Below are 13,677 nucleotides of genomic sequence, written 5' to 3'. Positions count from 1 at the left end.
CGGGACACTAAAAATGTAAGGTAGGGGAGAGCATGAAAAGCTATTCAAAGAAAATGTTAGTAGGGGTAAGTTTTGCTAGTTTAATGTTAGGGAGTTTTCAAGGGGGCAGTTTGGCAGAAGATACTAAGGGAGAGCAAGTTTCTTATCGAAATGTGCTCAAAATGGAGCCAGTCGGTGTACAACTACCAGTACAAGAATTAGCTCATTCATCGAAAGTGCTCGAAAGCAAGTCTTTTGAGAAAAGGCTACAATTTGCCGATTTATCACAAAGACCACCTGAGGTGAAAAAAGAAAGTAAGCAATTAGCTGTAGCGAAAACTTATACAATTGCTGAATTAAATCAATTAAGCAATCAGCAGTTAGTAGATTTACTTGTAACAATTGATTGGGAGCAAATTACGGGGCTATTTCAGTTTAATACAGACAGTCTAGCATTCTATCAAAATGATAGTAGGATGCAGGCGATTATTGATAAATTGAAGCAGCAAGGACAAGCCTATACGAACGATGATTCAAAAGGGATTGAGACATTAGTGGAGGTATTGCGTTCAGGATTTTATTTAGGATTTTATAATTCGGAACTTAGTAAATTAAATGAACGGAGTTATCATGATAAATGCTTACCTGCATTAAAAGCGATAGCTAACAATTCAAATTTCAAGCTGGGTACATTAGAGCAAAATAGAGTGGTATCATCATACGGAAAGTTAATAGGAAACGCTTCGAGTGATGTGGAAACGATAACATCAGCTGCAAAGATTTTTAAACAATATAATGATAATTTTTCTACATTAGTAGATAATCTTTCAGCTGGAAATGCTATTTACGATATTATGCAAGGTGTTGATTACGACATTCAATCGTATTTGTACGATACGAGGAAAGCACCGAAAGATACAGTATGGTATCAGAAAATAGATAGTTATATTAATGAACTAAGTCGTTTTGCATTAATGGGAACGATTACAGCAAAAAACGGTTGGCTTATTAATAATGGCATTTATTATACAGGTAGACTCGGTACATTCCATAGTACAGGAACGAAAGGGTTACAAGTTGTAACAGATGCGATGAAAATTTATCCGTATTTAGGGGAGCAATATTTCGTAGCTGCTGAGCAAATCGCAACGAATTATGGCGGAAAAGATGCAAATGGTAAAGTGGTGAATTTAGATCAAATAAGAGAAGATGGAAAGAAAAAATATTTGCCAAAAACGTATACGTTTGATGATGGGGCAATTGTTTTAAAAGCTGGAGATAAAGTGACAGAAGAAAAAGTAAAACGTTTATATTGGGCGGCAAAAGAAGTGAAGGCACAATTCCATCGTACGGTTGAAAGTGATCAACCTTTAGAAAAAGGAAATCCTGATGATGTACTAACGATGGTTATTTATAATAGCCCAGCAGAATATCAATTTAATCGTCAATTGTACGGTTATGAAACGAATAACGGTGGTCTTTATATAGAAGGAACAGGTACGTTCTTTACTTATGAGCGTACGCCAGAAGAAAGTATTTATAGTTTAGAAGAATTATTCAGACACGAGTTCACGCATTATTTACAAGGTAGATATGAAGTACCAGGGTTATGGGGACAAGGGAAAATATATGAAAATGAAAGATTATCTTGGTTTGAAGAAGGGAATGCTGAATTTTTTGCAGGGGCAACGAGAACGGATAATGTTGTACCGAGAAAGAGTATTATAGGAGGATTATCTTCAAATCCAGCAGAGCGTTATACGGCAGAGCGAACGTTAAATGCAAAGTATGGAACGTGGGATTTCTATAATTATTCCTTTGCTTTACAATCGTATATGTACAATAAGAGATATGATATGTTCGATAAAATACATGATCTTATTAGGAAAAATGATGTAACAGCATATGATGCATATCGCTCTACATTAAGTAAAGATGCGAATTTAAATAAAGAATATCAAGACTATATGCAAATGCTAGTTGATAATCGTGAGAAGTATAATGTGCCATTAGTATCAGACGATTATTTAGCGAATCATGCATCGAAGCCAGTTTCAGATATTGCAGCAGAAATAACAGCGGAAGCAAAATTGAAAAATGTATCAGTGAAGAAAAATAAATCACAGTTCTTTAATACATTCACACTACAAGGAACATATACAGGAACTGCAGCAAAAGGAGAATATGAAGATTGGAAAACAATTACACAAAACGTTAATGATACGTTAAAACGTTTAAGTGTAAAGGAATGGACAGGCTATAAAACAGTAACAGCATACTTCGTAAATTATCGCGTGAATGCATCAGGACAATTTGAATATGATGTTGTGTTCCATGGTATTGATACGGAAGAAGGGGCAGAGAATAAAGCACCAGTTGCGGTTATAAACGGTCCGTATAGTGGAAATGTAAATGAAGCAATTTCATTTACAAGCAACGGATCAAAAGATGAAGATGGGAAAATTATTTCATATAAATGGGAGTTTGGTGATGGAGCAGTAAGTAATGAGCAAAATCCAACTCACGTATATACAAAAGAAGGAGCGTATACGGCTAAATTAACAGTAACAGACGATAAAGGAGCAACTAATACTGCTACAGCGACTGTAACTGTTCAAAAGAAAGAAGATAACAGTGTAGAAAAAGAACCGAATAACTCATTCCAAACAGCAAACAAACTGCAGTTAAATCAAGTTTTACGTGCTAGTTTAGGAAATGGCGATACAAGTGACTTCTTTGAAATTAATGTGGAGAATGCTAAAAACCTTCAAATTAACGTAACGAATGAAAATAATATCGGAATGAACTGGGTACTTTATTCTGAAGCAGATTTAAATAATTATGTTACGTATGCTCAGCAACAAGGGAATAAACTAGTAGGTAGTTACTACACGTATCCAGGGAAGTATTATTTACATGTGTATCAGTATGGTGGTGGAACAGGGAATTATACGGTGGAAGTGAAGTAGTAAAAAGGGAGTTGTCTTTTTCAATGAATGGCACAAGGTCTGTACTTTAATGAAAAAACAACTGCAGGAAATGTCCCTAATGATAATAACAAATTAAGTATCGCGAGATATTATATTTACATTAAACAAATCTAATCAGTAAATGAGATAAAATCGATGAACTAGTATTTCATCACGATGTAAGAAAAGTTATAAATATTAAGTGTTTTTAATTGAATTAAACTAAAGGATCAGAGTATATCTGTAACAATAGATAAGATCTGATCCTTTTATGTAATTAACTAAATAGAAAATTGTTATCACGTTAGCAAGGGATACTAATAGAAAAACGTGTCCCTTTACCTAATTCACTCTCTATCTCTATATCTCCGTTTAATTCTCTAATAATACTATAAGCAATCATAGTACCAAGCCCAGTTCCTTTTTCTGTTGTTGAATAGAATGGCAAAGCAATTCGTTTTATTTGTTGAGATGACATCCCAATTCCTGAATCAATAATATCAATTATGATATTTTCTTTTACTTTTTGTATATTTATTTGTAATAATCCACCATTTTTCATAGCCTCAATTCCGTTTTGGATGATGTTGTTTAGACAGAGTTTGAATTTTTCGGGGTCCCCATTTATATAAAAGGAATCTGTACTATTTTGTTTGATTTCAACTTTGTATGACAGAGCGAGTGGTGAAATAGTATCTTTCACCTGATTTAAAATGTGATTAATATCTATTTTCTCTTTTAGGGTGTTCTGTGGTTTGGTTAAAGATAAATAGTTATTAATAGTAGATTGTATTTGCTGCATTTCAATTAACATGATTTCTAAGTATTGCTCCTGAGATAGCTTAGAGGCATGTTTTTCATTTAATAATTGAGTGAATCCATGTACCGTGGTTAGTGGGTTGTGGATTTCGTGTGCAATTGACGCTGCTAGTTCGCTAGCTATATAAAATTTTTCAGCCCGTTGCAGTTTTTCTTTCATTTTATATTTCTCAATCATTTCCTCTATAAAATAAACTGATAATAATACTGTGAAAATATTAATGACTATATAATTTAATAAAAATTCTATGAGAGTAGAGTCTATTTTACCTCCTGTATTTATTTGAGTTACAATACCGCAAATAGAAAGTGAAGCTGTACATACTAAAATAAGAAGTAAGCTTAATAATATCTTTTTTTCTTTAAAATACATAGGTAATAAGTAACGAAAGAGCATTGTTATACCCAAAATAATAGTGAAGATAATAAATGATGGAAGAACGCCATTTCCTCCTAAGTAAAACCGGTAAGAAAGATATAAAATTCCTATAAAAACAATGTTTTTTGTATTTCCATATAGAAAAACTAATATAATAGGAATAAAACGTAAATCATAAATAAATCCCACATGTAAATGAAAAGGAAAAGTCATACAAAAAATAATAGCAATGGAGGAAAGGATAGAAAATAACATATTATTACATGTTATTTTTTCTTTAAACTCTAGCCAGAGTACGTGATAGCTAAGGATACAAATTATTATAATAAAGGTATTTAATAAAAGAGTAGAAATTCCCATAGTTTTGCATCTCCGATAGTTTGTAAGTAGAATTATGTATGAGTTGGACAAAGATGTTTAGTATTAGTAGACTTTTTATCTAAAAAGGAAGGGTACTTGAAAAGTGCTGTTATATTACTCGTATTAAAATCGATAAGGAAAATAGAAAAAATAATAGATAAAAAATCTATTTAAATTCATGTGCATATGAAATTATAAACTAACTTTTGTATAGGTAAAATTGGGATTGAGTTACTGATAAAATAAGGTTCTTTAAGTATGAATATTCTGTGAAAATGATATGTGTGGTGACTCCTGTTTTGTAGCCTTCGTTATATTAACATGGAATATATCAAATTACAAAGTGAAATTTTAGAAAAATTTTATTAGTACATTTTATCTGAAATAGAAATGCTATTTATTTGAGTATTTTGGTACTTCCTCGTATAAAACTTTGTTAGAAAAAGATTTTAAAATTTATAAGTTTTTTATGAAGTGTAATATTGTAGCTTTATCTATGTGGCTTTCTCAATAACTATTAAGGCGGAAAGTTAAAATATATAGGTTTGTAGATATGAATTATTACATAAAAACGCACTTAAAAAAGGATGTATGATGGTAATAGAATACAAACATCAAGGGGGAACTTAAAATGAAGTTAAATAAACTAGTGCTTAGTTGTGGAGTAGTTTCAGCATTAACACTTGGTGTGTTAGGGAATAATACTTATGCTGAAGAAGTACACAAAACGAATGATCCAATTCATGTAGTTGAACATGTTTCTGCAGACTTATTATTAACCCAAACAATGGATTATAGTGGCGAGGCTGTAACTTCTTTCGTATATGATGGGAGTACTGACTTAAGCTTTTCTATGAAAAATAATGGTCAAAATACAATGGGATATAGTGTAAAAGGTCCAAATACAGAGCTAATTGTTGGTGGTTATATAAAACCTGGAGAACAACAAATTAATGTTACAAATGTACGGAATGCTTTATCTCCATTGCCGAATGGAACATATAAAATTTACGTTTCAAATGATGATGGTTCTAAGGGGCAATTCCAAGTTTCAGTAAGATCTATGAATTAAATTTAAAACGCTTTGTTTTTAAGTTAATTTAATCTTTACTTATTGGAAAGAAGCTAAAGTGAATTGAGAATTACCGATAAAAATGAAAACGAGCACCTTATCTAATTGTGAGAGGGTGTTCGTTTTTTGCTATTAAACAGAAAATAATTATAAATATATTTTGATATTCCCATTGCTAACCTACTAGATTGTGTCAACTAGAGAATGTCTACTATAAAACATATTAAAATAAAGATGATGTAACATTCCGCTAAATTATATGGGGAGATAGAAAAACCACCCTTATATGAGTGGTTTTAGTAATTATTTTTAGGTTATACATTTAAAATTAGGCTAAGTTATAGAAATAATAAACATTTAATCCGTTGTTATTATTTTGGTTCTGGATAATGATTGTAGTATGAGATTCTAATAAATTCTTGGTAGACATTTGTTAATTTTGCATCTCTAAGAGCATCGTTGAATTTTTGCATACGTACACTCCCTTGAGCGTAGCCTCCACCTGGAGTATAAGGGTTTCTTGCTTCAAAGTCATCCAAAAATACTTTTAATTTTTTATAGTCTTGAGATTGATAGAAAGCCACGGCCTCTTCAGGAGTGACATCAAAGTAAGAGGATGACGTTGAGTTATAAGAAGCTGCTTGAGCAGTAGGTGCCTCTAGCATAGTTGCAGCTCCACCGAACATAGTAAGCGCCATAGAAGATACAATAATTTTTTTAAACATAATAAAACCTCCATGTAGAATATTGGATTAATAGTAACCCTGTAATCATTATAGTTACAGTGAAAATGATTATCAAATGCAATATTGCATAATATATTCCGCTATTTTGGGGCAGTAAGACTCCCGCCCAAAAATTCAATGAAAGCAAGGAAGTTAGATGGGAATCGGGAGGATTAAAGTTTCACTTTATTCTTTGAACGAGAAGTCACCTTTATATTTAAATGGAGGAGTGTAATAGATTAGAAGAGGTGTATAAGTTACTCAGGTTAACAAGAAAATGAAGAAGATATTTTTAATAGGGGAAAGCTTAATAACTGGAGTAAAGGAATTGCTATTTATATATTTAACATACATATTTGTCTTTTAAATTGTAGGCGTGTTTTAGAATTTGTATATAGTAAATTCGTTAAAAAACTTGATAAATAATAAAATGTGTAAATTTTTTGACTATTTTATTAAAATTATTTAATATTTGTAATTTATTGTTTTATAATGATAAATGGGTCGATCGTGAATGTTTTAGATATTGCGATATATACTCGGATTAATTTATTCTAGGGAGGTTACAAAATTGGGTAAGAAAGTCATTATAAGAGTTTTTACATTATTATCAGTACTGGCATTATTCCTTAATGTATTTTTACCTAGGGCTAGTGCAGAGGTTATGACGCATGAGAAATATTCAATGGACTGGAGTTATAGTAATAGTCTAGGTAAGTACATTCGCACTGAAGTGATTAAAAATTCAAGTGGTCAAATTGCTTATTGCTTAACCCTTGGATTAAAATCACCAAATGGTGAAGATCTTCCTGAAATGGGGAAAACAGATAATGTAGTATATAGAGTCTTATTAAATGGTTTCCCGCAAAAAAGTGCTGAACAGCTGGGAGTAGCTAATAAAAATGAAGCGCATTATGCAACGCAACTTGCGGTTTGGAATGCATTAGGTCAACTCGATGTAAATGAATTAAAACATGAGAATAAAAATGTTGAAAAAGCAGCTAAGGCTATTATTAGTAATGCTAATAATAGTGAAGAGACTCAAGATGTTTTTATGAATGTGATTCCTGCTGAAAAGCAAAAAGCAGAATTAAAGGGTGAATTCTTCGAAACAAATCTATATTCAGTACAAACAAATGCTAAGAGTGGTTCTTATAAGGTAGTAGCGAAAAATGCACCTAATGGAGTTAGAATTGTAAGTGAAAATGGAGAAGTGAAAGATCAGCTTTCAGTTGGAGAAAAATTTCGTATCCAAATTCCTAAGAATACAAAAACGGGTGAATTTAATTTAAGTGTTGCTGCTAATTTAACTAAAGTTCAAGCAATTGCTTACCGTGGTACGGATACTGTTCAGAATGCTACAGTACTATTAGAGAGAAATGAAGAAAAGCTTAGTAGTGATCTTGCAGTAAATTGGGAAGCAGCTGGTTCTTTAAAAATTAAAAAGGTTGGAGAAAATGGAGAAGTTTTAGCTGGTGCAGTATTTGAGGTCTTTAATGTAAATAATGAATCAGTCGGAAAAATCACGACTGGTGCTGATGGTATGGCAGAATTAAACAACTTACCAATTGGTACTTACACATTAAAAGAAATTAAAGCACCAACAGGCTATGTTTCAGATGATAAACCACAAACTATTGAAGTTAAGACAGGAGAAACAGGAGCTGCCCAAATAGTAAATAACAAAGTAAAAGGTAGCATCGAAATTAAAAAGCTTAGTGATTCAGGAAAGATTTTACCAAATGTTGAATTCACAGTCTTCACTGAAGATGGAAAAGAAGTGAAAAAAGTAGTAACAAAAGAAAATGGAATTGCAAACGTTGAAGGTCTTACGTATGGTAAATATTATTTCTTAGAGACAAAAACACCTAATGGATATATTGGAAATAAAACAAAGTATCCTTTTGAAATTAAAGAGCACAATAAAACACTTACTTTTACAGTGGAAAATACCGAAGTGAAAGGTAGTGTAAAATTACTAAAAGTAGATAATGAAGATATTAGTAAAAAATTAGAAGGTGCAGCATTCGAGCTAAAAGATGCAAGTGGAAAAGTAGTTGGGGAATATAAGACAGATAAAAATGGTGAGATTAACGTCAAAGATTTAGCGTATGGTAAATATTCATTTGTAGAAAAGGCTTCTCCAAATGGTTACGTTCTTGTTAAAGAACCGATTATGTTCGAAATAAAGGAACATGGAAAGATTATTGAGCTATTGGCAGTTAATCATCTTATCAAAGGTGATCTAGAAATTACAAAGGTAGATGTAGCTGATGGAAATAACAAGCTTCCAAATGCAGAATTTACGATTTATAACGAAGCAGGAAAAGAAGTAGTAAAAGGAAAAACAGACGATAAAGGAATCGCTAAATTTGAAAAGTTACCATTTGGAAAATACACATATAAAGAAACTGTTGCACCAAAAGGTTATGTATTAAATGAAGAAACGTTCTCTTTTGAAATTAAAGAGAATGGTCAAATCATTAAACACATTGTCAAAGATGAAAAGATTCCTTCAATAGAAACAAAAGCTACTGATAAAACAGATGGTACAAAAGAAATGCACACGTCTAAGTCTGTAACAATCCAAGATAAAGTGGAATACAAAGACCTACAAGTAGGCAAAGAGTATACTTTAAAAGGTAAATTAATGAATAAAGAGACTAATAAACCATTAGTTGTAAATGGTAAAGAAGTAACTGCTGAAACGAAGTTTACACCAAAAGAAGCAAATGGTTCTATTACACTAGATTTCACTTTTGATGCAACTGGTTTAGAAGAAAAAGAAGTAGTAGTATTCGAAGAGTTATTGAAAGACGGAAAAGTTGTTACGACACATGCTGATATCAATGATAAAGGTCAAACAGTTAAGTTCGTTAAGCCATCAGTAAAAACGACAGCAACAAACAAAGCTGATGGTTCTAAAGAGTTAGATATTTCTAAATCTGTAACAATCCAAGATAAAGTGGAATACAAAGACTTAATCGCGGGCAAAGAGTATGTTGTAAAAGGTAAACTAATGGATAAAGCAACAAACAAGCCATTATTAGTTGATGGTAAAGAAGTAACAGTAGAATCAAAGTTTACTGCTAAAGAGAAGAATGGTTCTATCACACTAGATTTCACATTTAATGCTTCTGCATTACAAGGTAAAGAAGTAGTCGTGTTTGAAGAACTGTATCAAGATAATATATTAGTAGCTATTCACGCTGAAATTGAAGATAAGGGACAAACAGTGAAATTTAAAGAGGTAAAGCCGGAACAACCTAAACCAGAACAGCAAAATTCAGATAAAAATACTCCAACACCAGAGCAGCCTAACGAGCAAGTAAAAGAACAACCACAACCTAAGCAAGAAATTCAATCTAAAATTGGATGGTTACCGCAAACAGGTACTAATCTTACAAGTTGGATCTCTATGGTTGCAGGCGCATTACTGTTAATTGTTGGTGGAGTTATTTTCTTGAAACGTAAAAATGCATAGAAATTAAAAAATAAGCACATCTGTTTTTTAACAGGATGTGCTTATTTTTATCATTTTAGCCAAGAAGACTCCTATATTTAAGCGTGAATGGCATTTAAAATAGCAACCATATTTTATAGGTAATTTTGAACAGTTAAAAGAAATATTACAGGAGGGTGAAAAGCAAGGAGTTTTTCATTTCTTCTCCATAAATCATACAATACATTGGATCACTTCTATTGTTTTATTTCCAAAGTTTAAAAAGTTTATTGATTTTTTAGGACCAAATGAAACGAATGATACAAATCATGAATGGATGCCAGAAAACTTAGTGGACAGGATTGTTACTGCATTAACAGATAAACCTAATGTGTAAATTATTCAGTGTTTATGAATTCTATTATTACTATTTAAAGCCTAATTTCTCAATGTATTGTAGAGAAATTAGGCTTTTTTTATCAATTCATTAAAGTTTTTATAATTCAAGGACTCAAGTTAATGATTATATTTTCAAGTATTCGTTTTGAGCTATATAGATATAGTTTTCGTTGCAACTGTTTGTTGAAATATTTTATCATGCTCAACAATAACCATTGTGGGATTAAATTGTTGAATAAGTTCTTCAATCTGCATGCGGGAATAGATATCTATAAAATTTAGTGGTTCGTCCCATATATATGAGCTTTTTCACATAAACTTTTAGCGATAAGCAGTTTTTTCTTTTGTCCACCAGAATAATGAGATATATCTTTTTCAAATTGAATTCGGTCAAAGTCCATCTTACTTAGGATGGACTTAAATAAGGTTTCATCAATCTTGTGCTCTTCAATAAAGCCTGATAGCGATCCCTTCAAATGAGAAGTATCTTGTTGGACATAGGAAATGATGAGTCCTGTACCTAAAGTAACTAAGCCTGTATGCTGTATCGGATGTCCTAGAATTAGTTTTAGGATACTACTTTTTCCGCTCCCATTCGTTCCATCAAGTACAATTCGGTCACCTTGTTCAACTATAAAGCTAATCGGCTCATTCACAATTTGATTATTGTACTTAACGGACACGTCAACTAAAGTAACCAATTCATTTGATTTAAATTGCAATTGTTCCAATTTTAATGACTCAGTTTTTTCCACATTTTTTAGTAATTTTGATTTTTCCTCAATAGCTTTTTGTTGCCTTGATTCAAGGTTTTTTGCTCTTTTCATCATCTTGGCTGCTTTATGTCCTACAAACCCCTTATCCAACTTAGAGCCTGAATTCCTCGTTCCATTTTTTGAAGCTTCCACGTCATTAGACCAACTTGCTGAACGTTTGGAAGACTGTTTTAATCGCCCTATGTCTTTTTGTAGACGCTCATTTGTAGCCTTCTCGTGTTCTTGCTGTCTATCAAAATTTAACTTCCAAGAAGAATAGTTACCACTTTGAACTTCAATATTTGCTCTATTAATAGATAGGATATGGTCAACGCACCCATCTAAAAAGATTCTGTCATGTGAAATTAAAATAAATCCTTTTTTCTTCCTTAGATAATCGGAGACTATCTTTCGTGCATCTGTATCTAAGTGATTTGTTGGTTCATCAATTAATAGAAATTGACCCGCATTTAAAAACAGTGCAGCAAGCAACACTTTTGTTTGTTCCCCATTTGATAATGTTTTAAATGGTCTGTACATGACCTCAGCATCAACATTTAAATAGGATATCTCACGTAGAAGTTCCCAATCTGCGGCTTGGGGACAAATTTCTTCAAGGATTTCATGAGTGAATTTGTTCTTATCTGAAACAGAGTAGGGGAAGTAATTGAATTCTACTGAAGCAAGGATTTTCCCGCTATACTCATAATTCCCTAACAATAAATTAAAGAATGTCGTTTTACCTCGTCCGTTTCTACCAATAAATCCTAGCTTCCAATCCGTATCTATTTGGAAGTTTACACTTTCAAAAATATTATCAAAGCTACCTGGGTATGAAAAAGTTAAGTCTTGGACCTTTATCATTGACATAATAATTCCTCCTTTATATATCGAAACGTTTCATATAAAGTCGGAACATCCATCCATTTTTTAATTCCTCTATATAAGTTTGATGGATATTAACGACTTATATAGAGCATTACATGTGTAACAATAGTATCTGAAGTACTCATTTTTCTCGCTCCTTTATTTGTGAAGTACATTTAACAATTAGTAAGTTTCAACTAAGACAAACGGGAATAAAAAAATCCCCCAATTTGTAATCGGAAGGATTAGTCTTTCGTCTATACTTAATAAGTACTTATTAATCATTTGAATCATGACAAATAAAGTATGAACTGAATTTTAAAAATGGATAGACTAACCCTATATTTTGTAGTTTGAAGTTATAAAATTCAACTTAAAATATAAATTAGTTAATCATTATTCATCCATCATTCCTTTCATAATTCTATTTTTAGAGTAACATTCTTTTTAGGGAGATGCAATATTGGCTTCAATTTCATCTAATTCTAAATCATTTATAATTCTTTGAGTAAGGAGATAAAACTTTACCGCCCTTTTTATAAACATCACATTTTTGTTCAATAGGGCATGTCTTTTGTCCGTTAAAAAGGGAGGATATGAAATTGACATCAACTTTTTGTGTAACTATAATAGTTACAGTTGGTTTCGTAAACTAATTTGAATTTCTATTTTAATGATAGTATATTTTCATTCCTTTTTAAGTGTGACAGATAGCAACTATAATCCAATAGAGGAGTAGATTCTATCTCATATGTAAAGAGTAGATAAGTTGTACCCGCCAAATTTACGATGCTCAAATACTTAAAAAATTACATTTTTCAGCTTATCCTTTTTAGAATCCTCAGTATTGATAATTGTAAACATCTACAAAAAGTTAATAAGATTGTTGTATGTAGAAAGAAATCTTTTAAAAAGGTCATAATATGGATAATAGGTAGCACACATTTTAATTAGTAGGACTTGTGCCACCATCAAGTCATTTTTTAATAAAAGTATAGAAAAATCAAGAAGGTGAATCCATTGCGTAAACATGTATATGTGCAATTTTATGTATTGATATTGGCTTTAATAACTTATATAAGCTTTTGCTTTATATTTTTATTTGTTTTTCCGAATCATTATTTCGTATCAGATTTTAATATCCGACTATCATCTTTAGTCGTTGAAACTACTGTATTTATCTCATTACTGTATTCTATATTATCCCAAAAAATTAAGTTAGGAGTATTCTGGGTTTGCATTACTATTGCAATAGGGTGTTTTTTGATAGGGAATTTCATATCCGCTTTTCAAGTACTTAATGTAGAATTACCAATACAAAATTTTAATATTTCTGATGTATTTCTACTGTTTTTCTTATTTTTCTTTCTCTTTGCGTTCTTTTATAAAATCATGATGGAATGTAACAAATGGGAGAAAGCATATTTACTTTGTGATTTATGTATTGTTGTTACTGCTATTTTTACATTAGAGTGGTACCTATTTAATAAACCATCTGCAAATATCTTATTCTTATCAATTGGAGATGTTTTTCTCTCATTTATTTTTCCAATTATAGATTTATTACTTCTATTACTTGGAGTTACACTAATCTTTCGACCTGCTATTTTCAATGCAAAAAGTAAATTGTTTATTTTTATCCTAGTATTAACTGGATTGGCTATTACGGACTACTTGTATTTCTACTTACAGGATGATTTGTCAGAGCGTTCAGTTATATTTTTAAGGTGTTTGTATAGAGTTTTCCTATTATTTATCGCTATTGCTGCTACAATCCCAAAGAATACTTCTTCTAAAAGGAATTATTTTATTATTAATCCGACATTTGGAGAGAAACTTCTTGGTATATTCCCTTATCTTGCAGTTGCAGTCTTAATTGGCTTTACTTTGAAAGAGCAAACTTCTTCAGCT

Annotated in this window: 5 protein-coding genes and 3 pseudogenes; 5 read left to right on the top strand and 3 right to left on the bottom strand. The window is 31.5% G+C overall.

The window, feature by feature from the left end; genetic code table 11:
- Positions 1-32: 32 nt before the first annotated feature.
- The gene (gene colA, locus ACTFN4_RS00040) at positions 33-2,948 is read left to right on the top strand and encodes a collagenase ColA (protein WP_439962007.1); all 2,916 of its coding nucleotides are present in this window, start codon (positions 33-35) and stop codon (positions 2,946-2,948) included.
- 304 nt (positions 2,949-3,252) lie between these two features.
- On the opposite strand, the gene ACTFN4_RS00035 is transcribed toward colA, so the two are convergent.
- Positions 3,253-4,506 (bottom strand): sensor histidine kinase, encoded by a 1,254-nt coding sequence (locus ACTFN4_RS00035; protein WP_000513034.1) that lies wholly within the window; start codon positions 4,504-4,506, stop codon positions 3,253-3,255.
- A 631-nt stretch (positions 4,507-5,137) separates the two neighbouring features.
- Here ACTFN4_RS00035 and ACTFN4_RS00030 point away from each other — a divergent pair.
- Entirely contained in the window at positions 5,138-5,578 is a 441-nt protein-coding gene (locus ACTFN4_RS00030) for a hypothetical protein (protein WP_000773522.1), read from the top strand.
- Between the two features lie 371 nt (positions 5,579-5,949).
- Here ACTFN4_RS00030 and ACTFN4_RS00025 read toward each other — a convergent pair whose 3' ends face one another.
- Positions 5,950-6,303, bottom strand: coding sequence for a hypothetical protein (locus tag ACTFN4_RS00025; RefSeq protein WP_000473483.1), 354 nt, complete (start codon positions 6,301-6,303; stop codon positions 5,950-5,952).
- Between the two features lie 571 nt (positions 6,304-6,874).
- Here ACTFN4_RS00025 and ACTFN4_RS00020 point away from each other — a divergent pair.
- Together ACTFN4_RS00020 and ACTFN4_RS00015 are read left to right on the top strand one after the other, a co-directional pair.
- The gene (locus ACTFN4_RS00020) at positions 6,875-9,787 is read left to right on the top strand and encodes a SpaA isopeptide-forming pilin-related protein (protein ID WP_439962006.1); all 2,913 of its coding nucleotides are present in this window, start codon (positions 6,875-6,877) and stop codon (positions 9,785-9,787) included.
- Positions 9,788-9,890: 103 nt separating this feature from the next.
- Positions 9,891-10,142 (top strand): annotated as a pseudogene (locus ACTFN4_RS00015) (TetR/AcrR family transcriptional regulator); the annotation flags it as partial.
- Positions 10,143-10,294: 152 nt separating this feature from the next.
- Here ACTFN4_RS00015 and ACTFN4_RS00010 read toward each other — a convergent pair.
- Positions 10,295-11,769, bottom strand: a pseudogene (locus ACTFN4_RS00010) (Lsa family ABC-F type ribosomal protection protein).
- Positions 11,770-12,786: 1,017 nt separating this feature from the next.
- Between ACTFN4_RS00010 and ACTFN4_RS00005 the strand changes: the two are divergent.
- Positions 12,787-13,677: pseudogene (locus ACTFN4_RS00005) on the top strand (GGDEF domain-containing protein); the annotation flags it as partial.

Origin of the sequence: Bacillus cereus group sp. MYBK95-2, assembly GCF_051915225.1 — a bacterium.
Classification (GTDB): Bacteria; Bacillota; Bacilli; order Bacillales; family Bacillaceae_G; genus Bacillus_A; species Bacillus_A cereus.
This window is presented reverse-complemented; position numbering and strand designations above follow the sequence as displayed.

Coding starts and splice junctions, on each gene's coding strand:
- ACTFN4_RS00025 (WP_000473483.1), bottom strand. CDS start 6,303: ATGTTTAAAAAAATTATTGTATCTTCTATGGCGCTTACTATGTTCGGT.
- ACTFN4_RS00035 (WP_000513034.1), bottom strand. CDS start 4,506: ATGGGAATTTCTACTCTTTTATTAAATACCTTTATTATAATAATTTGT.
- colA (WP_439962007.1), top strand. CDS start 33: ATGAAAAGCTATTCAAAGAAAATGTTAGTAGGGGTAAGTTTTGCTAGT.
- ACTFN4_RS00030 (WP_000773522.1), top strand. CDS start 5,138: ATGAAGTTAAATAAACTAGTGCTTAGTTGTGGAGTAGTTTCAGCATTA.